Below are 24,551 nucleotides of genomic sequence, written 5' to 3'. Positions count from 1 at the left end.
ATGGCGCAGATCGATCATCTCGGCCAGACGCGGGCGAAAGAAATCGGCGGTGTCGGCAGGCTCGGGCATCAACAAAACTCCCAGAAATCAGCGTCTGATACAACGATTCTCGGGGATCGCCAGCCTATGCGAACCAGCGAAAATCCAGTGTTCATGCGGGTTGGGGATTTGCAGGGCCGACTTGGTAAGCGGCGCGAACCGGCACGACTCCAAGATGTTCAAGAGGTGCGTGGACGCGATTCCTGCGATTGCAGGCTTGGGAGGGCGCCCCCGTAAAAGACCATCGAAGCTGCACGCCGACAAGGGCTATGACTACAAGCATTGCCGTGCGCACTTGAGACAACGGGGCATCGCCAGCCGCATTACCAGGCGAGGCGTTGAGAGCAGCGAGCGACTGGGCAAGCATCGCTGGGTGGTGGAGCGGACGCACGGCTGGTTTGAAGGCTTCGGCAAACTGCAAATCCGCTTTGAACTATGACTGGATAACCTCGAAACGCTGCTGAAATTGGCGACAGCGTTCATCTGCGCTCGCTTCGTGGATCGGTGGTATTAGCCACTCTTATTGAGTAAGAATTTACGCTTTACCGACCTCCATTCACCTTCTAAATATGCACTCGCAAAATCATTTCCATCGAGAGCCAGCATTTTTAGTTGATTTTCAATCTTCAGCAATTCTTCGATAGAAGAGTTTAAATTCAACCCGTTTATTTTAGTCAACAAATCATCTAGCGTTATTGCTCCAAATGCCTCTTCCTCAGAGCCTTGCAGCATATCAAAATATGCAATAACTTTCTTCCCTATCTCTCCATATAAATCATTGCGATCTTCGCCTTGCTCGTACTCAAGACTGGATATTACAAAACTGCCCCCTCCCTTCCTGCTGGCCATAAATAGCAGATTTCCATCTGACAGCCTAACTGTCAAGATTGGTAAAAGATTATCCTCCATACATCCTCCTGCATTCTTGATAACACTCTATGTATCTTTCATCTGATTCAGAAATGCACTTCCTAAATTTCTCCGCATATTTTTCGGTACCCCGACTTCCGTATATGGATGAATTATAGTGGCAGAATTTTCTTCTTGCTGAATCATCGAAATCACAATCCCTTTCGCACTTATCCCAATCAGAGGCTTTGCATTCACTGACAATTATATAAATGGGAATAAGCCACCAGGGACCTCTTGGAATCTTGATTTCCACCGGAAAGCCTGGATATGGAATACCTATACCTGAGGATGGAGCGAGACCAAGTGAGTCTTGAAATTTTAATGGTGATTGATTTGCATAAGAATATAGATTAACGCCATCATGGAGTCCAATTGGATCAACTTCAAGGTATCTTCCCAATATGACATATAGGCTTCTATAGAAATTAGAGTGATTACCTGACTCTGCATCCCAATACTGCCCAGGGAGTCTCAGATTTATCTCGTGCTTATTTTCCGATAGTATCCCTGTAATCCCAAATGCTTCTGCCCAAGCCTTCCACATCATTGCACCCTGTTTACTGCTGCTCAGCATCGGCGTTCCTAGATGATCCGTATGCAGATAGTGGACACTGGTGTTCTTGCTCGTCAATTGCGCATTGCTGACCTCCGCCTGCCAGATAGGGGCCGTGCTCCATAGCCCTTGCTGCGCTTTCTGGGGATCGAAGGCATACGCCCTTGTCATCTGCCCTTGCTCGTTGGCCTCGCCCAGCAGTCCCGTGTCGCTGTAGAAGAAGTAGGTGACCTTGGTGGTCTGGCCTTCCTTGACTTCTTTGGAAACGCGCCGCCCCAGGGGGTCGTAACGGTATTGGGCATCAATGTCTGGGGTGCTCTGGCCTGCCGCTGTGCTGGCATAGCGGATCAGCCGCTCCGCCGCGTTGTAGCTGTAGCTTCGTTCTCCTTTGTCACTGCTTTCCCTGGCTGTATGTCCCTGCGGCGTGTACTCGACCTGGGTTTGTATCGGCTGTGCCACCTTGTCGAAGGGCCGCAGGCGCGGGTAACTGGTGAGCTGGTTGTCAGCGTTGTAGCTCCACTGCCCCATTTGGTGGCCGCTGAAGACACGGTTGTGCACGGCGTCGTACTGGTATTGCTCGGTGGGCAGACCCAGGTCCTTGAGTGGCTGGTCTGGTGCAGCCTTGGTCAGCCTGTCCAGGTTGTCGTAGCCATACTCGGTGGTGCCCAGATCGCTGTCGATCTGAGTTATGTTGCCTGCCTTGTCGTACTGGTAGTAGCGACTGGCCAGTATCTGGGTGGTAGCGTTCTTGACCTCGATGGACAGCGGCCTTTGCAGGGAGTCCAGGCTCAAGGTCTTGGTGGCACCCGGTGTTTCTATGCGTGTGGCCGTGAGCCATTGGTAGTTGCCGTAGCGAATCTGGCTCTGGTCGGGCAGCGTGACCAGGCTCAGGCGGCCCTTGTCGTAGCGGTATTGGCCTGCGCTGCCGTCGGGGTAGGTGTGTCCAGCCAGTTGACCGTCGGCGTTGTAGCTTTGGCCCACCGTGAAACTGAAGCTTCCCGAGTTGTCTACCTTGCCGTAGGTGACCTTGTTCTGCGTGGTTCTTCCTTGAGCGTCCTTGTCGTAGATGGCACTGCTGATCAGGTTGTGCTGGCCGTCCTTTTGTTCGTAGGCTGTGAGCAGGCCGTCTGCGTCGTATTGGTAGCTGATCTGCTGGTCGGTTTCCTTGCCTTGGAGCCTGTGCTCTTCCTGCCCCATGCGGCCGGCCTTGTCATAGGCGTAGCTGCGGGTGTTGCCTCCAGCGTCCGTGCGTTGTGTCAGTTGGCCTGCGGCATCGTAGGCATACAGAATGGCGCCGCCCATGGGGCGGGTTTCCTTGATCAGGCGCCCTGCCTTGTCGTATTCAAATTTGTGGGTGTTGCCCTTGGCGTCGGTGAGGCTGGTGAGCTGGTCGTGGGCATTCCAGGTCTGCTTGGTGGCCTGGGCCATGGGGTCGATGGTTTTGACGAGGCGGCCCAGGCCGTCGTATTCATAGATGGTGGTGCGGCCTGCGGGGTCTATGGTGGCGACCCTCTGGCCCAGGCTGTCGTATTGCTGGTGCTGGGTGCGGGTTTGGTCCTGCGTCGAGGGATTGGCCAAGTGCTGAGTGACGGCGGTTTGCCGGCCGTTCTGGTCGTACTGGTAGGTTTCCTTGTACGTGGGGTACTGGGTGGCGATGAGCAGCCCGGCCTGCGGGCCGCCTTCTTCCCCATATTCGTAGGTGATGGTGTTGCCGGCTGCATCGATGCTGCTGGCGATGCGGCCCCGCGTGTCGTAGGTGGTCTTCGTGACAAGGCCGCTCGGGCTGGTGATGCTCAGGGGTAGGCCGGTGCTGTCGTAGGTGATGCGTGTGCCTGCGCCTTGGGTCTGGCCCGGGGCAATGGTTTCTATGACTCGACCTTGCGGGTCGTAGCGGGTTTGCTTTGTTCGGCCTGCTGCACTGGTGCTCTTCGTCCTTCGCCCTCTGGCGTCGTATTCGTGGCTTGTGGTCTGGTTCAGGGCATTGCTGGCCTGGGTCAGCCGGCCTGCTGCATCAAAGCCCAGCGTGGTGGTGTTGCCCAGGGCGTCGGTCTGCGTTGCAGGTAGACCCCTGGTGTCGTAGCTGGCCTGGCTGGTATGGCCCAGCGGGTCCGTGGCCTCGATCAGGCTGCCGTTGTTGTCGTAGCGGTAGGTGGTCGTTCTGCTGTCTTCGCCTGTGCCGTCGCCCGCGCCCGTGCTGCGGCTGGTCAGTTGCCCGTAGCTGTCGTACTGGTAGCGCGTGGTGCGTTGTTCGGGCCGGCCCAGGGCTTGTGTCCAGATGATGACGCGGCCTTTGTCGTCATGGCTCCAGGTGCTGGTGATGCCGCCCTGGTTGATGTGCTTTGTCCTGAGGCCGCGCACAGGCTCGTATTCGTATTGGTCGAGGCTGCCATCGGGGTGGGCGATGCGCAGCGGCTGGTAGTTGTAGTCGTAGCTGGTGGTGGTGGTCAGGCCCCGGGCGTCGATGGCGCGGGTCTGGTAGTTGCCGTCCCACAGGGTTTTGGCTGCGGGTTTGCCGTTGAAGGTTCTCTCCAGTTCGTTGCCTTCACGGTCGTAGAGGTAGACGGTGGTGTTGCCCCGGCAGTCCAGGTAGGTGACGAGGAATTGGCGTTTTTCTCGCAGGTACTGGTTCTTGCCGGTGGAGGCGCAGCCCTGGGCATCGAGTTTGCCGACACGGCCACCGCCCCAGAGGTTGGCCAGCTTGCTGGTGGTGCCGCTGGTGCCCGTGGGGTCCAGGACCTTGCCGGCGGCGCCCAGGGTGAGCAGCGGTGCGGGGGCAGGGATGCTTTGGCTGTACTGGACCGTTACCTGGGCGCCCAGGGGGTCGGTGCGGCTGGTGAGCTGGCCGTTGCCGTCGTAGGTGTAGCTCCAGCGCTGGCCCATGACGTCGGTGGCCTGGGTGAGCAGCTGGCCGTTCCATTGGTAGCTGACGCTGCGCCCGGCCCGGTCTTCGATGCGGGTGATGAGGCCATTGGTCAGGGTGGCCGTGTAGACGGTGCCGCCATGGTGGTCCAGGATGCGGGCCCGCGTGGCGCTGTCGTAGGCAAAGCGCACGTTGATGCCGTTGGTGTTGGCGTAGCCCAGGATGCGGCCCTGTGCGTCGTAGTCGATGCTGTTGCCCAGGCGGTCGTACCAGCGCCACTGTGCCAGGGGGTTCTGGGCACTGCCGCCTTCAGGAAGGCGTTTGATGAAGACGGGCGCGTTGTTCTTGCCCTTGGCGATGTAGAGGTCGGCCTGGCCGCTGCGCTCGTACAGGACACCCGCGCGCTCGATGAGCCGGGCGTCACGGCCCAGGGGGTCGAGTTCAAAGTTCAAAGGCGCCCAGGCCGGGTTGAGCCACCAGCGGCCCTGGCTCCAGCTGCGCACGATGTCCAGCGGGCCGCCCAGGACCTGTACGCGCAGGTCGAGGTGGGTTTCGGTGTATTCGCCGTTGATCCAGCGCACCTGGGGTTCGCTGGCCTGGGTGGTGAGGGAGTAGCCGGGGTCGCCCGGGCGGGTGAAGGCCGAGGGGTTGGCGTAGTCCTGGGCCTGGGCTGTTTGGGCCATGACCGTGATGACCAGGGCGGCGACGAATGCCGTGGATATGCGCGGGCCGGCGCAGCGCCAGCGATGCCTGTCGAGCATGGTGTTCCCTCTCCCTCATGTTTGCCTTGTATGGAAACTGCATTGCACGGTTTTGTGGCAATGGGAGGAAAGGGGTGCAGTCTGAAAATTAAGAGGACTGGTCTGATTTTTTGCCAAATGTGCCTGGATTGGCCCTTGAGGGTGGGCGGACCATTGGTCCGCATCCGTCTCTGCCCGCCTCTACGGGCAATCACAGCAAAGCCAGGTCAGGTCGGCTTGCGCACGAAGTCCAGCACCGCCTGCAGCATGCGCTGCAGCGTGGGCTGGATCTGTTCGGCGCGCTCGGGCAGGTAGTCGAAGGGCAGGGCTTCCTGCATGTAGCTGCACTGCGTCATCTCCAGCTGCACGGCGTGGATGCCGGCCTCGGGCTGGCCGTAGTGGCGCGTGATGTAGCCGCCCGTGAAGCGGCCGTTGAGTATGGCGGTGTGGCCCGGCGCGGTCTGCGCAATGGCCAGCAGATGCCCGGCCAGCTCCAGCGCACAGCTCGTGCCCTTGCCGGTGCCCAGGTTCAGGTCGGGCAGCTTGCCTTCGAAGAAGCGCGGCAGCACCGAGCGGATGGAGTGCGCATCCCACAGCGCCACGGTGCCGTGCACGGCCTTGAGGCGGTCCAGCTCGGCGCGCAGCTGTGCGTGGTACGGGCCCCAGATGGCTTCGCGGCGTGCGGCGATCTCGGCGTCTGCGGGCACATCGGCCGGGTCGGCGTACAGCGGCGTGTCGTCGAAGGTGTCCACGGGGCACAGGCCGGTGACGCTCTGGCCCGGGTAGAGGCTGGCGCCATCGGGCGGACGGTTCAGGTCCACCACATAGCGCGAATGCGTGGCCACGAGGATGGAGGCGCCCATGGCCTTGGCGAACTCGTACAGGCGCGGCAGGTGCCAGTCGGTGTCGGGCACGTGGCGGGCTTCCTCGGTCAGGCGCGCGGCGAGGTCGGGCGGCACATGGGTGCCCGCATGCGGCATGGAGATCAGCAGCGGCGCCGTGCCCTGGTGGAAGACGAAGGGAGGGGGAGCGGTATCGGTCATGGCGTGATTCTGGAACGTTTATGGCGGGTTTTGCGGGCCCATGGCATGCATGGGCCTCAGGATTGCAGGGTGGCCGTGCGCGCCGCGACAAAGCCATGGGCTGCCGCCTCGTGCAGCGCATGCCGGCCGGCCTGCACGCGGCGCTCGCCGCCCACCCACAGGCTGTGCAGGGCGCTGCTGCGGTGGCTGCCGAAGACATGGGCCGAGACCATGGCCTGCACCGGCAGGCCGGCCAGCGCCACATGGCCTGCGTCCAGCGCCAGGAAGTCGGCCTGCTGGCCCACGGCCAGCCCGGCCACGGGGCGGCCTGCGGCCTGGGCACCGCCCTGCACGGCAGCGGTCCACAGCGCGGTGCCCACCTGCGGGTCGGGGCCGGCCAGCACATTGCGCTGGCGCAGCGACAGGCGCTGGCTGTATTCGAGCATCAGCAGTTCCTCGGCCGCGTTGACGCAGGCATGGCTGTCCGAGCCCACGCCCCAGGCGCCGCCGTGGCCCAGCCATTTCGGCATGTCGAAGATGCCATCGCCCAGGTTGGCCTCGGTGGTGGGGCAGATGCCGGCCACGGCGCCGCTGCGCGCGGCGCCCGCGTATTCGTCAGGCGTCATGTGGGTGGCATGGACCAGGCACCAGCGCGCGTCCACGGGGGCATGCTCCAGCAGCCATTGCACGGGGCGCTGGCCGCTCCAGGCCAGGCAGTCGTCCACCTCCTGGGTCTGCTCGGCAATGTGGATGTGGATGGGCGCGCGCGCGTCCAGCGCCGTCAGGCCCTCCACGGCCACGCGCAGGCTGTCGGGCGGCACGGCGCGCAGCGAGTGCGGCGCCAGGCCCAGGGCCGCGCCTTGTGCGCGCGCCTCGGGCAGCAGGCGCCGCAGCAGGGCCAGCATGTTGTCCGTGCTGCGGATGAAGCGCGCCTGGTCGGCGCGCGGCGGCTTGCCGCCGAAGCCGCTGGTCTGGTAGAGCACGGGCAGCAGGGTGATGCCCATGCCGGCCTTGCGCGCGGCGCGCAGCAGGGCCAGGGACAGCGTGGCGTCGTCCGCGTAGGGCCGGCCATCCCGGTCGTGGTGCACGTAGTGGAATTCGCAGACCGAGGTGTAGCCGGCCTCCAGCATCTCCACGTACAGCCAGGTGGCGATGGCCTCCAGCGACTCGGGCGTGATGCGCGCGGCAAAGCGGTACATGAGGTCGCGCCAGCTCCAGAAGCTGTCCCGGGCCTCGGCGCGGTATTCGGTCAGGCCTGCAAAGGCGCGCTGGAAGGCATGCGAGTGCAGGTTGGGCATGCCGGGCAGCACGGGGCCGGGCGCGCGCGGCGCGCTGCCGGGCAGGGCGTCTGCCTGTACGGCCTGCAGGCTTCCTGCGCCATCCCAGCGCAGCAGTACATTGCGCGCCCAGCCCGTGGGCAGCAGCGCGTGCTCGGCGAACAGCGTGCGGCTGTCGGATGTCGGGTCGATGCCGCTCATTGCCCGGCCTCCAGGATCTCGGCCAGCGCGCGCACGAAGCGTGCGTTGTCGGCCTCGGTGCCCACGGAGACGCGGATGAAGTGCTCGAAGCCCGGCTCCTTCCAGGGCTTGACGATCAGGCCCCGGGCCAGCAATGCCTCGTTCACGGGACCGTTGGGGCGGCCGATGTCGATGAACAGGAAGTTGGCGGCCGCAGGTGCTATCCGGAGTGCGGGCAGTGCAGGCAGGGCGGCCAGCCGCTGCGCCAGCGCATCGCGCAGGCGCACGGTCTCGGCCACGCCGCGCTGCATGAAGTCCTCGTCGCCCCAGGCCGCCAGCGCCGCCGCCTGGGCCGCCTGGTTGACGTTGAAGGGCGTGCGCACGCGGTCCAGCAGTTGCACCAGGGCCGCGTCGCTGGCCAGGCCGTAGCCCACGCGCAGGCCTGCGAGGCCCCAGGCCTTGGAGAAGGTGCGCAGCACGATCCAGGGCATGGCGCGGCCGCGCAGCAGGGACAGCACGTCGGGGTAGCCGCCGGCGTGCAGGGCGTACTCGTAGTAGGCCTCGTCCACCACCAGCAAGGTGTGGTCCGGCGTGGCGTCCAGCAGGCGCACGAAATCCCCGGCCCTGAACATGCAGCCCACGGGATTGGAAGGATTGGCCAGCATGGCGAGCTTGGGGCCGCGCGCCAGCGCCTGGCACCAGGCATCGACATCGAAGCCCAGCGCGGGCGTCAGCTCCAGCAGCTCGACGCGGGCGCCCATCATGCGCGGGTAGATCTCGTGCAGGCCGAAGGCCGGGCGCTGGGTGAGCACGCGGTCGCCGGGCGAGAGAAACGCCTGGCAGAGCATCTGCAGGATGTCCTCGGAGCCGTTGCCAACGGCAATGGCCTCGGCCGGCACGCCGGTGCGCGCCGCGATGGCCGCGCGCAGCGCCGTGCATTGCGCATCGGGATAGGTGCCCACGTGCAGGGCCAGATCGGCCAGGGCGCGGGCCACGGCGGGGCTGGCGCCAAAGGGGTTCTCGTTGCTCGCCAGCCGCGCGATCTCGGTGACGCCGTAGCGCGCCCGCACGGCCTCGGAGGACAGGCCTGCGTTGTAGGGCGGCAGCGGCGGCACTTCGGGGCGTGCCAGGGTGTGGATCGCGTGGAGGGCGGGAGCGTTCATAGGTCGAATACCTTGCCGGGGTTGAACAGATGCAGAGGGTCCAGCGCCTGCTTGATGGCGCGCATCACGGCCAGTTCGGCCGGCGTGCGGCTGGCGCCGAGATAGGGCTTCTTGTGCAGGCCGATGCCGTGCTCGGCCGAGACGCTGCCGCCGAACTCGCCGACCAGGTGGTACAGCGCGGCCTCGACGCCTTCGCAATCGCCGTTGGCGGTGGCACCGTCCACCGAGACATGCAGGTTGCCGTCGCCCACATGGCCGAAGAACAGCGATTGGTGGCCGGGCCAGCGCGCGTCGAACGCGGCGCGGCAGGCATCGGCGAAGCGGCCGATGTCGGCCTGGGGCAGGCTGACGTCGAAGTTGACGGGCGGATGCATGTTCGTGTTGAGCTCGGCCGGCGCCTCGCGCAGCTTCCACAGCTGGCGCGCCTGTGCCACGGACTGGGCGATGACGGCATCGGCCACCTCGCCGGCCTCCATGGCCTCGCCCAGGGCTTCTTCCACGTCGGCGCGCAGCGCGGCCTCGTCCTTGCCGTCCACATCGATCAGGGCCAGCAGCGCATGCGCCTGGCCAAACGGCGGCTGCAGCTTCTGCCAGCGGATGGAGGCCTGGATGAAGCTGTCCCACATCAGCTCGAAGGCCGCCACGCCGTTGCCAAAGCGCGACTGCATGCGCGCGAGCACGGACAGCGCCGCATCGAAGTCCGGCACGGCCACCAGGGCGGTGGCGCGGGCCTGGGGCGCGGGGCGCAGGCGCAGCAGCACGCGTGTGACGATGCCCAGCGTGCCCTCCGAGCCGATGAAGAACTGCTTGAGGTCGTAGCCTGTGTTGTTCTTGAGCATGGGGCGCAGCATGGGCAGAACCGTGCCGTCGGCCAGCACCACCTCCAGGCCCAGCACCTGCTCGCGCATCATGCCGTGCTGCAGCACGCCGTTGCCGCCCGCATTGGTGGCCACGTTGCCGCCGATCTGGCAGCTGCCGCGCGCGCCCAGGTCCACGCCGAAGACCATGCCTGCGGCCACGGCCGCCTCCTGCACGGCCTGCAGCGTGGCGCCGGCCTGCACGGTCATCAGCGCGGTGCGCGCGTTCACGTCCTCGATGGCGTTCATGCGCTCCATGGAGACGGCCACGGCACCCGCCACGGGCACGGCCGCGCCCGCCAGGCCCGTGAGCCCGCCCTGGGGCACGACGGGCACGCGGTGGGCCGTGCACAGGCGCATGAGCGCGCTGACCTCATCGGTGCTGCGCGGGCGCACCAGGGCCAGCGGGCGCCGGGGCGGCGTGCCGCTCCAGTCGGTGTGGTAGCGCTCGGGCACATCGTCGCCGCGCTGCGCCACTTCGGCGCCCAGGGTGGAAATCAATTCATCGAGAAACGGTGCATGGGACATGGACAGGCTTTCAGTGGATCCCCTGCCCGCGGGTCCGCACGATACGGCCCTGGCGCACGATGCTGCAGTCCGGCCGGCTGCCGAACCAGTAGGCCAGCTCGGCCGCATGGCGCACGGGCCAGAGCACGAAGTTGGCGGGACGGCCGGCCGCGATCAGGCCATGCTCGTCCTGCAGGCCCAGGGCACGCGCGGCATGGCGGGTGATGCCCGCCAGGGCCTCGGGAACGGTCAGCCGGAACAGGGTGCAGGCCATGTTGGCCATGAGCAAAAGGCTCAGGCAGGGAGAAGTGCCCGGATTGTGATCGGTGGAGACGGCCATGGGAACGCCCGCGGCGCGCAGGCCCGCGATGGGCGGCATGTGGGTGTCGCGCAGCGCGTAGTAGGCGCCGGGCAGCAGCACGGCCACGGAACCCGCGCCGCGCATGGCGGCAATGCCGGATTCGGACAAGTGTTCGATGTGGTCGCAGGACAGCGCGCCATAGCGGGCCGCGAGGGCTGCCCCCTCCATGTTCGACAGCTGCTCGGCATGCAGCTTGACGGGCAGGCCCAGGCTGCGCGCCGTCTGGAAGACCTGCTCGGTCTCGGCCAGCGAGAAGGCGATGCGCTCGCAGAACACATCGACCGCATCGACCAGGCCCTCGGCCGCCAGCGCGGGCAGCATGGTGCCGGTCACCAGGTCGATGTACTCCTGGCTGCGGCCTGCGTACTCGGGCGGCAGCGCATGCGCGCCCAGGAAGGTGGTGCGCACGGTCACGCCCAGGGCCTGGCCCAGGCGCCGGGCCACGCGCAGCTGCTTGCGCTCGTGCTCCAGCGCCAGGCCATAGCCCGACTTGATCTCGATGGCGCAGACGCCCTCGTCCAGCAGCTGCTGCAGGCGCGGCAGGGCCTGGGCGAACAGTTCGTCCTCGCCGGCCTCGCGCGTGGCACGCACGCTGGAGACGATGCCGCCGCCGGCGCGTGCCACTTCCTCGTAGCTGGCGCCGTCCAGGCGCATGGCGAATTCGTTGGCGCGCTCGCCGCCATAGACCAGGTGGGTGTGGCAATCGACCAGGCCCGGCGTGGCCAGCATGCCCTGGCCGTCATGGCGCGGCAGGGACGCATATGCGGGCGGCAGGGCCTGCTGCGGCCCCACCCAGGCCACGCGGCCCTGCTGCACCACGATGCAGGCATCCTCCCCGTCCCCCATGGGCTGGCCGGCCTCGAACATGTCAGGCGCCAGGCGCAGGTTCTGCCAGCAGCCGTCGGCCGAAGAGGATGGAGCGAGTGCAGAAGCGGGTGCGTGGGGCTCGGTCATGGGGGTGATTCCTTGGATGTCGTGGGTCGTCAGCAGGCTTGCAGCAGCACCTGCACCAGCCGCGCGTCGTCGGTCTGCGGCACCAGCTGCTGCGGGTCGGGCTGCTGCGCGCTCCACCACAGGCCCTGGCCGGGGATGAGCGCAGCGCCATCCGCCTGCCAGTCGCCCTGCAGCACCATGCACAGGCCGGCGTCGGCGCGGCCGGCGTCGGCAGCGCTGTCCAGCACCTGAACCTGCGCCCGCCACCGGCCGCGCCGCGCCATCACGTTGAAGTCGGTGGAAGTGCCACCCAGCAGCGAGCAGCCCAGCGCCACATCGCCGCAGAAGGCAAACGGCTGCCAGCGCGCGTCCAGCACATGGTCGATGCCTTCGCCGCGCAGGTGCACGCCGTCGCCATCGAGCAGCATGATCTGCCGGTCCACGCCCGCAAAGGCCGAGAACGGCCCGGGCTGGGCGATGGTGGCCACGCTGATGCGCCAGCCAAAGGCATCCATGCCCGCACCCGGTGGCCAGCAGGCGATCTCGCGCGTGCTGCCGCCCCCGTTCTTCCAGGGGCTGGGAGCGATCTGGTTCAGGCTGAAGCGGTGAAGTGCCGTCATGAGCGCTTGTCCTTGTCTGTTCTGAGCGTTGCGTCGATCTAAGCGCCCACCAGCACGGGAAACAGCGCATGCTCCATGGGCGCGCCCGCGGGCAGCGTGTCGGCCAGGCCAGGGAAATCCGGCGAGGTCTTCCAGCGCCTGGGGGCATGGCGTATGTCGTCGCCCATGAAACGCACCGAGAACACGCGGCGCCGGTTCTGCCCCTCCACGCCGGCTGCCGCATGCAGGGTCAGCATGTGAAAGCAGACGAAGTCGCCAGGCTCTATGTCCCAGCCAAGAATCGGGAACCGCTCCCGCGCGGCTTCCACGTCGGGCAAATCCGCCAGGCTGCCTTCGGGAAACCAGCTGGCCTGGTTGTCCATGAAGGTGCGCGGCATCAGCCACGGCCCCAGGTGCGAGCCGGCAACGAACTCCAGCGTGGTGGGGCGCGAAACCGGGTCGACGGGGATCCACATGCTGATGTTCTGGCGCCCCTCGATGTTGTAGTAGGGCTGATCCTGGTGCCAGGGCGTGCGCTGGCGCGTGCCGGGCTCCTTGACCAGAAGGTGGTCGTGGTACAGCCGTACCGTGCGCGACCCCATGAGCCGCTGGGCCAGCTGGGCCAGCGGTGTCTCGAAGACAAAGCGCCGGTAGGCCGGGTTGTCCTGCCAGTTGCAGAAGTCCTCGAAGAAGCGCCCCGGATCGTCGGGCCGGCTGGCCACCTTGGCGCGCGGGCTGGGAGCGGCCAGGTTGGCCTCTATTCCCTCAGCCAGCAGTGCCACCTCGTCGCGCGTGAGCAGCTGCCGTATGCAGACCGCGCCATCGCGCTGGAAACGGGCGACCGTCTCGTCATCCACTTTCTGCTGCACGCGGCGTTGCAGGTCCTCCAGGCTGGGTAGCTGTGTCATGGCTTTTGTCTCCTTGGTTCATGGTTTGCGGGAACAGGCGATGCAGGGTGCAACGAAGGCGGTCAGGGCGGGGCATCCGGCCAGATGCGCGCCTCGCTCGACCGGAAGCGCGCAGCCATCCCTCAGCGGACCATGGGCAGATTCAGGCTGTGGCGCTTGGCAGCGGCCACGGCAATGTCGTAGCCCGCGTCCGCATGGCGCATCACGCCCGTGGCCGGGTCGTTCCAGAGCACGCGGCCCAGGCGGGCCGCAGCCTCGTCCGTGCCATCGGCCACGATGACCACGCCCGCATGCTGGGAGTAGCCCATGCCCACGCCGCCGCCGTGGTGCAGGCTGACCCAGGTGGCGCCGCCCGCGGTGTTGAGCAGGGCATTGAGCAGCGGCCAGTCGCTGACGGCGTCCGTGCCGTCCTTCATGGCTTCGGTCTCGCGGTTGGGGCTGGCCACGGAGCCGCAGTCCAGGTGGTCGCGGCCGATCACGATGGGGGCCTTGAGTTCGCCGTTCTTCACCATCTCGTTGAAGGCCAGGGCGGCCTTGTGGCGCTCGCCCAGGCCCAGCCAGCAGATGCGCGCGGGCAGGCCCTGGAAGCTGATGCGCTCGCGCGCCATGTCCAGCCAGCGGTGGGTGTGCTTGTTGTCGGGGAACAGTTCCTTGATCTTGGCGTCGGTCTTGTAGATGTCCTCGGGGTCGCCGGACAAGGCCACCCAGCGGAACGGGCCCTTGCCTTCGCAAAACAGCGGGCGGATGTAGGCAGGCACGAAGCCGGGGAAGTCGAAGGCATTCTTCACGCCCTGGTCCAGGGCCACCTGGCGGATGTTGTTGCCGTAGTCCACCGTGGGAATGCCCATGGCCTGGAAGTCCAGCATGGCCTGCACGTGCTGGGCGCAGCCCTGGGCGGCAGCGGCCTTGAGCTGGGCATGGCGCGACGGGTCGGCCGCGGCGGCACGCCACTCGTCCACGGTCCATCCCACGGGCAGGTAGCCGTTGATCAGGTCATGGGCCGAGGTCTGGTCGGTCACGATGTCGGGGCGGGCGCCACCGGCCTTTGCGCGGCGCACCAGCTCGGGCAGGATTTCGGCGGCATTGCCCAGCAGTCCGATGGAGATGGCCTCGCCCGCGGCCGTGTGCTGGGCGATGAGTTCCAGCGCGTGGTCGATGTCGCGCGCCTGCTTGTCCAGGTAGCGTGTGCGCAGGCGGAAGTCGATGCTGCTTTGCTGGCATTCGATGGCCAGCACGCAGGCGCCGGCCAGCACGCCGGCCAGCGGCTGGGCACCGCCCATGCCGCCCAGGCCTGCCGTGAGGATCCACTTGCCCGCGAGGTCGTTGTTGTAGTGCTGGCGGCCGGCCTCGACAAAGGTCTCGAACGTGCCCTGCACGATGCCCTGGGCGCCGATGTAGATCCAGCTGCCGGCCGTCATCTGGCCGTACATGAACAGGCCCTTGCGGTCCAGCTCGTTGAAGTGCTCCCAGTTGGCCCACTGGGGCACGAGGTTGGAGTTGGCCAGCAGCACGCGCGGTGCGTTCTCGTGCGTCTTGAACACGCCCACGGGCTTGCCCGACTGGATCAGCAGCGACTCGTCGGCCTCCAGCTTCTTGAGCGACTCCAGGATCTGGTCATAGCACTCCCAGTTGCGCGCCGCGCGGCCGATGCCGCCGTAGACCACCAGGGCCTTGGGGTTCTCGGCCACGTCGGGGTCCAGGTTGTTCTGCAGCATGCGGTAGGCGGCCTCGGCCAGCCAGTTCTTGCAGTGCAGTTCGCTGCCGCGCGGGGCGCGGATGACTCGGCTGGCGTCATAGCGGGGATTGTTGGCAGCCGTGGCAGCGTTGGCGTTGAGGATGGCGTCGTTGGCGTTCATGGCGATCTCCTGGATGCGGGGGGGGTGAGCGGTTGCGGGGTTCAGGCAGCCTGGTGGCTGGGCAGGTGGCGGACGATGGCCTGGGGCCAGTCCGTGGCAAGCGCCCACTGGCGCATGGTTTCGATGTCGGGTGCCAGATAGCGGTCACGGTCCAGGTGCGGAACCTGGCTGCGGATCAGCGCGTACTGCGCCTCGATCAGCTCGGAGCTGTTCAGGCTGCGGTCGAAGTCCATGCCCTGGGCGGCGGCCATGGCTTCCACGCCCACGATGACGGCGGTGTTGCGCGCCATCTCGCCCAGGCGCCGCGCGCCGTAGGTGGCCATGGAGACATGGTCTTCCTGGTTGGCCGAGGTGGGCAGGCTGGTGACGCTGCTGGGGTGGGCCAGGCACTGGTTCTCGGCAGCCAGCGCGGCAGCCGTGACCTGGGCGATCATGAAGCCCGAGTTCACGCCGCTGTCGGCAATCAGGAAGGCCGGCAGGCCCGACAGGCCGGTGTCCAGCAGCAGGGCCATGCGGCGCTCGGAGATGGCGCCGATCTCGGCCAGGGCCAGGGCGATGATGTCGGCCGCGAAGGCCACGGGCTCGGCGTGGAAGTTGCCGCCCGAGATCACGTCGCCGTTGTCGAAGACCAGCGGGTTGTCCGAGGCGGCATTTGCCTCGATCACCAGCACGCGGGCCGCATGGCCGAGGTTGTCCAGGCAGGCGCCCATGACCTGGGGCACGCAGCGGATGGAGTAGGGGTCCTGCACGCGGCCGCAGTGGGGATGCGAGGTGTCGATGGCGCTGCCGTCCAGCAGCTCGCGCACGGCGGCGGCCACGGCGATCTGGCCGAGCTGGCCGCGCGCTTCGTGGATGCGGGCGTCGAACGGCTTGACCGATCCCTTGATGGCCTCCAGCGTCAGGCAGCCCGCCACCAGGCCGGCGGCGAACACGCTCTCGCCCTGGAACAGGCCCACCAGGGCCAGGGCCGTGGACACCTGGGTGCCGTTGAGCAGGGCCAGCCCTTCCTTGGGGCCGAGCACGAAGGGCTCCAGGCCCACATGGCGCATGGCCTCGGTGCCGGACACCACCTGTCCATCGATCTTGGCCTGGCCTTCGCCGATCAGCACGCAGGCCAGGTGCGACAGCGGCGCCAGGTCGCCCGAGGCACCCACCGAGCCCTTGGCGGGAATCACGGGCAGCACATCGGCGTTGGCCAGGGCCAGCAGCGCATCGACCAGCTCGGGGCGCACGCCCGAGTGGCCGCGCGCCAGGCTCACGGCCTTGGTGGCCAGCACCAGGCGCACCACGGCGTCGGGCAGCGGGTCGCCCGTGCCCACGCTGTGCGACAGCACCAGATTGCGCTGCAGCTCTGCCAGGCGGTCATGGGCGATCTTGGTGGAGGCCAGCTTGCCGAAGCCGGTGTTGATGCCATAGACGACCTGGTCCTCATCCACGATGTGCTGCACATGGGCCTGGGCGGCGCGCATGCGCTCGTAGGCGGGCGCCGCCATGGACAGGCGCACGCCGCCATGCTGTATGGACCGCAGCTGGGCCAGGGTGACCTGGCCGGGCTGCAGCGTCAGCGCGGTGCCGGGACGGGAGGTGAGGCCGGGAGTCGTGATGGTGTTCATGGTGATGCCCTGTCGGTGTCTTGGAGGGTGTGCCGGGATGAATGTCTATGCCTGTCTATACAATATCAATCGAAGCAGAGCAGCGCAAGAGCGGGAACCCCGCTTTGGCGGCCTCAGCCGTCGTGCGATCCGCCGTCGGTGCGAAAGCGGCTGCCCAGCCGGTAGCGCATGCCCGGATGCACGCAGTGCACCCAGGTCACGGGCGTGCCCAGGTACCAGGTGCGGCGCGTCAGCGTCAGGCAGGGCTGGTCGGTCTCCATCTGCAGCCAGCGCGCCTGCTCGGGCGTGGGCAGCATGGCGTCCACCACATGCTCGATCTGGTCGAAGGGCACGTTGCGCACCAGGTACACCGAGGGCTGGATCAGCGAGAAGTCCTGCTCCATGAAGTCCGGCGCCATGCGCGGGTTCACATGGCGGTCTTCGAGCTGCACGGGCACGTCGTTCTCGAAATGCACGCCCTGCAGGTGGAACACCGAGCTGCCGGCGGGCAGTTGCAGCGAAGCCGCCGCCTCGGGCGAGGCCGACTCGCGGCGCACGCCGATCAGCTCGAAGCGGTGGTCATGGCCGCGCTGGCGGATTTCCTCGGCGATGTTGGCGATGCGCAGCAGCGTGGACTGCGGCTTCTCCTCGGCCACGAAGGAGCCCACGCCCGCCACCCGCACGATCACGCCCTGCTCGGCCAGCTCGCGCAGCGCGCGATTGGCCGTCATGCGGGCCACGCCGAACTCCTGCACCAGCTCCTGCTCGGACGGCACGCGCTCGCCCGCCGACAGCGAGCCGTCGGCGATCTTGCGCATCACATGGTCCTTGACCTGCTGGTACAGGGCCATGGGCACCTCCGCCGTCGTTGCGGAAAGTCGGGAAGCCGTGGAGCGGGAGGACATGGTGTGGGCAGTGGTCATGAAAACCCTCAGTGTGCAGCAGCCGCCAGTGACTCGGCGCGAATCTCTTCGGTCAGCCGGGCTTTCAGCTCCATGAATTCGGGCGAGGTCTTGACCGTGTAGTGGCGCGGATGCGGCAGGTTCACGGGGATGTCGGCTTTGATGCGGCCCGGGCGCGCGCTGAACACGGCCACGCGGTTGGCCATGAAGATGGACTCGTCAATGTCGTGCGTCACGAAGATCACGGTCTTGCGGTGCTTTTCCCAGATGCCCAGCAACAGCTCCTGCATGACCACGCGGGTCTGGTTGTCCAGTGCACCGAAGGGTTCGTCCAGCAGCAGGATCTTGGGGTCGTTGGCAAGCGCCCGTGCGATGGCCACGCGCTGCTGCATGCCGCCCGACAGCTGCTTGGGGAAATGCTGCTCGAAGCCGCGCAGCCCCACGCTGGCGATGAAGTGCTCGCTGATCTCCTTTTGCTGGGCTGCGGGCACGCCCTTCTCGCGCAGGCCGAAGCAGATGTTCTGGCGCACATTGAGCCAAGGAAACAGCGTGTAGCTCTGAAACACCACGCCACGGTCGGCACCCGGCCCTTCGACGCGCAGGCCGTCGAGCAGGATCTCGCCACCCGTCGGTGTCTCCAGGCCGGCCACCAGCCGCAGCAGCGTGGACTTGCCGCAGCCCGATGGGCCCAGCACGGTAATGAAATCGTTGTCGGCCACCTCCAGGCTGGTGGGCTGCAGGGCCGTGGTGGGGGACGCTCCACGGGCCGTGCCCTGGAAGACCTTGGTGACTTGGCGTATGGAAAGGCGGCTCATCGCATCAGGCTCCAGGGGAAAAGCAGTTGGTTGAGCTTCTTGAACAGCAGGTCCGATGTCAGGCCCACAAGGCCGATGATGACGATGCCGGCAATGATGTTGTCGGTGGCCATTAGCGCCTGGCTGTCCATGATCATGTGGCCTATGCCAGAGGCGGCGCCGATCAGTTCGGCAACCACGACATAGGTCCAGCCCAGTCCCAGCACCTGGCGCAGCGCCTCGGCGATTTCGGGGGCGGCCCCAGGCAACAGCACGCGCCGGATCACACTGGAGTCGGTGGAGCCCAGGGTGTAGGCGGCCTCGACCAGGTCACGACGCGCATTGCTGACGATCATCATCACCATCAGCGTGAGCTGGAAGAAGCAGCCGATGAAGATGATGGACAGCTTCTGCGCCTCGCCAATGCCTACCCACATGATCAGCAGCGGGATGAAGGCCGAGGCCGGCAGGTAGCGCGCAAACGAGACGAAGGGTTCGAACACGGCCTCGATGGGCTTGTAGGCGCCCATGGCGATGCCCAGCGGCACGGCGATCACGGCCGCCAGCAGGAAGCCGCCCATGACGCGCCACACCGTCATGCCCACGTCGTTCAGAAAACCGAATTCCGCGAACAATTTCCAGGCCGCCTTGAGCGCCTGCAGGGGCGAGGCCAGGAAATGCGGCGCGACAATGCCAGCCGCCGTCAGAAACGTCCAGAACAGCAGGAACAGCAGAAAGAAGCCCACGCCCAGGAACAGGCGTGTGCGGGGTTCGACCGGGTGCAGCAGCTTCATCTTGCGGGGTGCGTGAAGAGGGGGCGCGGCAGCAGGCGTTTCCGCCACCGCCTGCTTGTCTATGGAGCTGACGGAGGCCATGGTCACTTCCTCAGGAACTGGGTATCGAACAGGCTATCGAGGTTGGCTGGAATGGCCCGGATCACGCCAGTCTCCAGAAGCAGCGTGGACGCCTCCTTGTTGAAGGCCTGGATCTCGCCGTCGAAGAAGCGGATGTTGGCCTCACGGTCAGCCCACTTGATCTTGCTTTGCGAGGCTTCGAACTGCTCGGCCGTCTGCTTGACGTCGGCGCCCATGACAGCAAAGGACTTGGCCTTGTCCTTCTCGATCAGGTCCAGCGCCTCGAAGTAGCTTTCGGTCAGGCCCTTCGCAGCCTTGGGGTTGTCCTTGATGAATTTGGGCGTGCAGCCGAAGGTATCGAACACCATGGAGTACTGCTTGGAGTCGGCAATCAGCTTGCCCTTGTCGGGCTGGCTGCGCACCAGACCCAGGTAGGGCTCATAGGTCATGGCCGCATCCAGTCCGCTGTTGCCCGCAATCAGCGCGTTGGCCGCCTGGGCCGGCTCCAACGTCACCATCTTCACGTCCTTCAAGGTCATGCCGTGCTTCTTGAGAATCCAGGCCAGCGAGAAGTACGGATTGGTGCCGGGTGCGGACACGCCGATGGTCTTGCCCTTGAGGTCCTCTACCTTGTCGATGCCCGGCCGGGCCACGATGCCGTCGGCGCCCATGCCCTGGTCCATCTTGAACAGCTGGGTCGTGGCCACGCCGTTGGCGTTCCAGACGATCCAGGTTTCGGTCGAGGTGGCGGCGCACTGCACATCGCCCGAAGCAATCGCCAGATGGCGATCCTTCTGGGGAATCTTGCGGATGCTCACGTCAAGCCCGTGCTTCTTGAAGATGCCGGCCTCCTTGGCCAGCGTCAGCGGACCGAAGCCAGTCCAGCCGGACATGGCGATGGACACCTTGGTTTCCTGCGCCAGGACTGCTCCTGACAGGCCTGCGGCCAGCGATAGGCCCAGCACGGTTTTCTTCATCATGGACATGGAAATTTCCCTCAACGAGATTGACAGCACAAGCGCAGAGGCCCACCGCGGGCCGTCTGCTTCCACCAGGGTCCTAGGCCGCCTGCGCGCCTTCGCGCCAGACCACCGGAAACATCGGGTCATCGAACGGGTCGCCATCGCGCATGCTCAGGCCCTTGATGGGCGGCGACCCCTTGCCTCCACGGTCGGCGTAGACGGCGTCATCGCCCACCCAGCGGGCAGAGAACACGCGGCGCGCCACTGGAGAGCGGTTGCCGGGCGCGCCGTGCACGGTACGGAAGTTGAAGGCGATCACGTCGCCAGGCGCCATATCCCAGCCCGCAATGTCGAACTGGTCGCGCGCCGCATCGATGTCGGGTAGCGCGGCATAGTTGTCGTTTTCGTACAGGCGCGTGCCGTCAAAGCGCATGGGCCTGAAATCCTGGCCCCAGCGGTGCGATCCGCGCACGCACTCCATCACCACCGACCGCGCCACCGGGTCCAGCGGCGTCCAGAAGCTCACGCTCTGCCGGCCTTCCACGCAGTAGTAGGGCTGGTCCTGGTGCCAGGGCGTGACCGTGCTTCCACCCGGCTGCTTCACCAGGACATGGTCATGAAAGAAACGCGCCGAACGCGAGCGCATCAGCCGCGCGGCCAGGGCCCCGGCCGGTGAATGCAGCACGAAGTCGCTGAACTCGGGGATGCGCTGCCAGTTGCACAGGTCCTGGAAGAACGGGGCCGAGCCATCGGCCGGCACCACCGACCGCTCCATGGGGCCTGGATCGGCCATCAGGCGGCGCACGCCTTCGCGCAGTGGCTCCATCCATTCGGTAAATACCTGCCGGATCACGACGACCCCGTCGCGCTCGAATGCCGCAATATCCGCCTCGGATATCGGCATCTGTTCTACAACTGCCATGTCAAGCCTCCGATAGAACTGTCTATACATGTCCCAGCAAAGCAGGATGCGTGCCAGCCCGACCACGGGATCTGCCACACTGCTCACCGGGAGATGCATGCAGCTCCCTGAGCGAATTCACGCTTCATCTGGTGCGAAGATCACGGAGGCTGCACCGGATCCGTGCTGTCTTCATGCCCAACTTCGATGCAGCCGGACGCTAGAATCCTTCAGCTGCGCATACCTGTATATACATAACTTCCCTGTCCGGGAAATCGCGGAGAGGCGCCGTGCGCCGCCCGGATCAGTTCGCGCGGGCGAATAGCGAGCGCACCATGGGCAGCAGCGGCTGGACCAGCGGCGACGCCATCGCTCTGGGGAAAACCATCACCACCGACTGCCGCGCCACGGAGCCGCTCAGGCGGCGACAGGCCAGGCGCCTGCCGTCATGCGCCCTGTCCACCACGGGCCGCGTGGTCAGCAGCCCGACGCCCAGGCCGTTGGCCACCAGGGAGCGCGCCATCTCCAGCGACTCCGTCTCGAAGGCGATCTGCGGCGTGGCACCCGCGTCGCGAAACAGGGACAGGAAATACTCGCGGCTATGGGGCAGGCCGATCAGCACCAGCGGCGATCGCGCCAGCTCCGCCAGCCGCACCGTGGCCTTTTGCGACAGCGCATGGCCCCAGGGCAGCACCGCATAGGGCGCCAGATCTGCCACATGGGCCAGCTCCAGCCGCGGTCGGGCCAAGCCCAGGTCATATTGCAGCGCCACATCAAGCTCGCCGCGCTCAAGCTGACGCGTCAGGCTTTCGGTATTGCCATCGACCAGCTCAACCTCCACCTGCGGATGGCTCTTGCGCATCTGCGCCACGATGGCCGGTATCCAGCGGGGTCCCAGCGTGCTCAGGTATCCCAGGCGCAACAGGCCGGCCATGGTGGCCGTGCGTGGCCCCTGCAGCAGCTGAGCGCGTTCGATGAGCGCCTGCGCCTCGCGCTGCCGCGCGCTGCCCGCAGCGGTCAGGTCCATGCCCCGAGCATGGCGGCGCACGAACAAGACCTCGCCCCACAGCGTCTCCAGATCGGCGATGGCCTTGGAAATCGAGGGCTGCGAAACATGCAGGGCCTCGGCCGCGCGCACCGCACCGCCATAGCGCGCTGCCGCAAGAAAATACTCCAGCTGGCGCAGACTGATTTGAATCATCTTTTTGAATGCAATAGATCAGAAATGAATATTTTCCATTGATTCAATCGCGCGCCAGCATGCAGCCATACACCACCCGTCCAAGGCTGCATCCATGACCGACTCCACCGCCCCCACCGCCCGCCCGCTGGACGGCGTGCGCATCCTCGACTTCACGCGCGTGCTGGCCGGGCCGCTGTCCACGGCCCTGCTGGCGGACCTGGGCGCCGAGGTGGTCAAGATCGAGCCGCCGCAGGGCGACGACTACCGCGCCATCGGCCCCATGAGCAACGGCGAGAGCGCGCTGTTCACGGTGATGAACCGCAACAAGCAAAGCCTGGTGCTGGACCTCAAGCACCCCGATGCCGTGGCCCTGGTCCACGAGATGGCGGCCCGCGCCGACGTGGTGGTGGAGAACTTCCGCCCTGGCGTGGCTGATCGCCTGGGCATAGGCCCCGCGCAGCTGCGCGCACTCAATCCGCGCCTGGTCTATGTCAGCGTCTCGGGCTTCGGGCAGACCGGGCCGCTGGCCCACCGGCCGGCCTACGACATCATCGTGCAGGCCATGAGCGGCCTCATGGAGGCCACGGGCGAGCCCGATGGCGCGCCCACCGTGGTGGGCGAGGCCGTCAGCGACGTGGTGGCCGGCCTGTTCGCTTCCTGGGCCACGCTGGCCGCGCTGCTGCAGGCCCGCACCACCGGGCAGGGCCAGCAGGTGGACGTGGCCATGTTCGACACCACGCTGAGCTTTCTGGCCACCTCGGTGGCGCGCTACCTGTTCACGGGCCGGCCCGCACGCCGCGTGGGCAACCGCCATCCGCTGTCGGCCCCCTTCGGCGTGTACCGCGCGGGCGACGGCCACTTCGCGCTGGCCGTGCTCAACAACAAGCTGTTCGCCGCCGCCCTCCAGGCCATGGAACTGGGCGGGCTGGCAGGCGACCCGCGCTTTGCCAGCGACGAATCGCGCTCGGCCCACGAGCCCGCGCTGCGCGAGGCCATCGAGGCCTGGGCCGGCCGGCATGACGTGACGCAGGTGGTGGCCATGCTGGATGCGGCCGGCGTGCCCGCCGCACCCATCTGGAACATTGCCCAGGCGCTGGAATCGCCGCAGACCCAGGCACGGGGCCTGCTCAGCGCGGTGCAGGACGAGCGCCTGCCGGGCCTGCGCCTGCCCACCCAGCCCGTGCATTTCAGCGGCGCCGCGCCCAACCGCGCCGAGCGCGCACCGGCCCTGGGCGAGCACACCGATGCCCTGCTCTCGCAATGGCTGGGCCGGGGCGCCGAAGCCATTGCCGCGCTGCGCGCATCCGGTGCCCTGGGCACCGCAGGTGCAGCCCCCTCTTCCCCATCACACTGAGCGAACCTCCATGAACTTCCAACGACTGGGCACCACCGCCGACGACCAGGCCATTGCCGATGCCGTGGCCCGATTTGCCGACGACGCACTGGCGCCGCTGGCGCAGCGCATGGACGAGGAGGCGCTGTCCGCCACCTGCCATGTACCGGGACTGGCGGCCCTGGGCGTGATGGGCATGAACCTGCCCGAGGACCTGGGTGGCCCCGGTGTCACGCCCACGGCCATGCTGCTGTCCCTGGTGGCCATCTCGCGCGCCTGCGCTGCCACCTCGTCCATGATCGGCGCCCACTACCTTGGCACCGATGCCGTGCTGCTGGGTGGCGACGACGCGCAGCGCCAGCAGTGGCTGCCGCGCTGCGCCAGCGGCCAATGGCTGGCGGCCTTTGCGCTGACCGAGCCGCGCGGCGGCTCGCACCCGGCCGACATGCGCACGCGCGCCATGCGTGATGGCGATGGCTATGTGCTGACCGGCGTCAAGCACTTCATCTCCAACGCGGCCGAGGCACGCTTCATGGTGGTCTTCGCCAAGACCGACATGGAGGCCGGCGCGCGTGGCGTCAGCGCCTTCATCGTGCCGCGCGACCTGCCCGGCATCCAGGTCTCGGCCCCAGAAAAACTCATGGGCATCCGCGGCGGCCATGCCTTCGAGGTATCGCTGGACGGCGTGCGCGTGCCCGCCAGCCACCGGCTGGGCGCCGAGGGCACGGGCTTCAAGACGGCGATGAAGGTGCTGGACAACAGCCGTCTGGACGTGGCGGCCACCGCGCTGGGCGTGGCCGAGGCCGCCCTGGCCGCTGCCGCGCAATGGGCCAGCCAGCGCCTGGTGGGCGGCGAGCCGCTGGCCACGAAGCAGGGTATCCAATGGAAGCTGGCCGACATGAAACTGCGGCTGGAGGCCTCGTGGGCGCTGACGATGCAGGCCCTGGCCTTGCGCCAGGCCGGCCAGCCCTTCACCCAGCACTCGGCCATGGCCAAGCTGCATGCCTCGGAAATGGTGGGCTTCGTCACCGACGAGGCCCTGCAGATCCACGGCGGCTACGGCTACACACGCGAAATGCCGCTGGAGCGCCTGGTGCGCGATGCGCGCATCCTGCGCATCTACGAGGGCTCGTCCGAGGTGCAGCGCAGCATCATTGCGCGCGGGGTGCTGGGCCGCAGCTGAATGCAGCGGCGGGCGGCTAGGAGAAATCTGAAAATGACACCCTCGCGCCCGGAAAAGGCCGTTGATGCACAGCGGTCCAA

The 24,551-nt window shown here is 66.6% G+C and carries 19 protein-coding genes and 1 pseudogene; 3 read left to right on the top strand and 17 right to left on the bottom strand.

Annotation, left to right across the window (positions count from 1 at the left end; all coding sequences use genetic code 11):
• Positions 1-184 precede the first annotated feature (184 nt).
• Positions 185-553 (top strand): annotated as a pseudogene (locus ACFPFG_RS19145) (transposase); the annotation flags it as partial.
• Here the strand turns inward: ACFPFG_RS19145 and ACFPFG_RS19140 are convergent.
• The 17 genes from ACFPFG_RS19140 to ACFPFG_RS19060 form a co-directional block, all read right to left on the bottom strand.
• Complete coding sequence (locus ACFPFG_RS19140; protein WP_183020311.1) at positions 550-948, bottom strand: hypothetical protein; 399 nt, start codon at positions 946-948, stop codon at positions 550-552. The pseudogene ACFPFG_RS19145 and the gene ACFPFG_RS19140 sit on opposite strands and share 4 nt — an antisense overlap.
• Positions 938-5,125: an RHS repeat-associated core domain-containing protein gene (locus tag ACFPFG_RS19135; RefSeq protein WP_380107844.1), complete on the bottom strand. Its 4,188-nt coding sequence runs from the start codon at positions 5,123-5,125 to the stop codon at positions 938-940. The genes ACFPFG_RS19140 and ACFPFG_RS19135 overlap by 11 nt, the downstream gene beginning before the upstream one ends.
• Before the next feature lie 206 nt (positions 5,126-5,331).
• Entirely contained in the window at positions 5,332-6,147 is an 816-nt protein-coding gene (gene hutG / locus ACFPFG_RS19130) for an N-formylglutamate deformylase (RefSeq protein WP_380107842.1), read from the bottom strand.
• A gap of 56 nt (positions 6,148-6,203) precedes the next feature.
• On the bottom strand, positions 6,204-7,604 hold the full coding sequence (locus tag ACFPFG_RS19125; RefSeq protein ID WP_380107840.1) for a formimidoylglutamate deiminase: 1,401 nt from the start codon (positions 7,602-7,604) through the stop codon (positions 6,204-6,206).
• On the bottom strand, positions 7,601-8,746 hold the full coding sequence (locus ACFPFG_RS19120) for a histidinol-phosphate transaminase (protein WP_380107838.1): 1,146 nt from the start codon (positions 8,744-8,746) through the stop codon (positions 7,601-7,603). The genes ACFPFG_RS19125 and ACFPFG_RS19120 overlap by 4 nt, the downstream gene beginning before the upstream one ends.
• Positions 8,743-10,131, bottom strand: a complete 1,389-nt coding sequence (locus ACFPFG_RS19115) for an FAD-binding oxidoreductase (RefSeq protein ID WP_380107836.1) — start codon at positions 10,129-10,131, stop codon at positions 8,743-8,745. The genes ACFPFG_RS19120 and ACFPFG_RS19115 overlap by 4 nt, the downstream gene beginning before the upstream one ends.
• Positions 10,132-10,141: 10 nt before the next feature.
• Positions 10,142-11,425 (bottom strand): imidazolonepropionase, encoded by a 1,284-nt coding sequence (gene hutI, locus ACFPFG_RS19110; RefSeq protein WP_197954337.1) that lies wholly within the window; start codon positions 11,423-11,425, stop codon positions 10,142-10,144.
• A 29-nt stretch (positions 11,426-11,454) separates the two neighbouring features.
• A complete protein-coding gene (locus ACFPFG_RS19105) occupies positions 11,455-12,024 on the bottom strand; it encodes a HutD/Ves family protein (protein ID WP_380107834.1) in 570 nt (189 codons plus the stop codon).
• A gap of 38 nt (positions 12,025-12,062) precedes the next feature.
• Positions 12,063-12,911, bottom strand: a complete 849-nt coding sequence (locus ACFPFG_RS19100) for a phytanoyl-CoA dioxygenase family protein (protein WP_183017539.1) — start codon at positions 12,909-12,911, stop codon at positions 12,063-12,065.
• A 122-nt stretch (positions 12,912-13,033) separates the two neighbouring features.
• Entirely contained in the window at positions 13,034-14,767 is a 1,734-nt protein-coding gene (gene hutU, locus ACFPFG_RS19095; protein ID WP_183017538.1) for a urocanate hydratase, read from the bottom strand.
• A gap of 41 nt (positions 14,768-14,808) precedes the next feature.
• On the bottom strand, positions 14,809-16,380 hold the full coding sequence (gene hutH, locus ACFPFG_RS19090; protein ID WP_183017537.1) for a histidine ammonia-lyase: 1,572 nt from the start codon (positions 16,378-16,380) through the stop codon (positions 14,809-14,811).
• Positions 16,381-16,493: 113 nt separating this feature from the next.
• Complete coding sequence (gene hutC, locus ACFPFG_RS19085) at positions 16,494-17,264, bottom strand: histidine utilization repressor (RefSeq protein ID WP_232245688.1); 771 nt, start codon at positions 17,262-17,264, stop codon at positions 16,494-16,496.
• Between the two features lie 26 nt (positions 17,265-17,290).
• The gene (locus tag ACFPFG_RS19080; protein ID WP_183017536.1) at positions 17,291-18,076 is read right to left on the bottom strand and encodes an ABC transporter ATP-binding protein; all 786 of its coding nucleotides are present in this window, start codon (positions 18,074-18,076) and stop codon (positions 17,291-17,293) included.
• Positions 18,073-18,930: an ABC transporter permease gene (locus ACFPFG_RS19075; protein WP_183017535.1), complete on the bottom strand. Its 858-nt coding sequence runs from the start codon at positions 18,928-18,930 to the stop codon at positions 18,073-18,075. The genes ACFPFG_RS19080 and ACFPFG_RS19075 overlap by 4 nt, the downstream gene beginning before the upstream one ends.
• Positions 18,931-18,932: 2 nt before the next feature.
• On the bottom strand, positions 18,933-19,895 hold the full coding sequence (locus ACFPFG_RS19070; RefSeq protein WP_197954331.1) for an ABC transporter substrate-binding protein: 963 nt from the start codon (positions 19,893-19,895) through the stop codon (positions 18,933-18,935).
• Positions 19,896-19,968: 73 nt separating this feature from the next.
• Positions 19,969-20,793, bottom strand: coding sequence for a phytanoyl-CoA dioxygenase family protein (locus ACFPFG_RS19065; RefSeq protein ID WP_232245687.1), 825 nt, complete (start codon positions 20,791-20,793; stop codon positions 19,969-19,971).
• A 283-nt stretch (positions 20,794-21,076) separates the two neighbouring features.
• Positions 21,077-21,973 (bottom strand): LysR family transcriptional regulator, encoded by an 897-nt coding sequence (locus tag ACFPFG_RS19060; RefSeq protein ID WP_197954330.1) that lies wholly within the window; start codon positions 21,971-21,973, stop codon positions 21,077-21,079.
• A gap of 94 nt (positions 21,974-22,067) precedes the next feature.
• Between ACFPFG_RS19060 and ACFPFG_RS19055 the strand changes: the two genes are divergently transcribed.
• Together ACFPFG_RS19055 and ACFPFG_RS19050 are read left to right on the top strand one after the other, a co-directional pair.
• Positions 22,068-23,309, top strand: a complete 1,242-nt coding sequence (locus tag ACFPFG_RS19055; protein ID WP_380107829.1) for a CaiB/BaiF CoA transferase family protein — start codon at positions 22,068-22,070, stop codon at positions 23,307-23,309.
• A gap of 10 nt (positions 23,310-23,319) precedes the next feature.
• The gene (locus ACFPFG_RS19050; protein WP_380107827.1) at positions 23,320-24,471 is read left to right on the top strand and encodes an acyl-CoA dehydrogenase family protein; all 1,152 of its coding nucleotides are present in this window, start codon (positions 23,320-23,322) and stop codon (positions 24,469-24,471) included.
• Positions 24,472-24,551: the final 80 nt, after the last annotated feature.

Origin of the sequence: Delftia deserti (assembly GCF_042653485.1) — a bacterium.
GTDB lineage: Bacteria > Pseudomonadota > Gammaproteobacteria > Burkholderiales > Burkholderiaceae_C > Comamonas > Comamonas acidovorans.
Note: the sequence above shows the minus strand (reverse complement) of the source record. Positions and strands in the feature narration are given on the sequence as shown.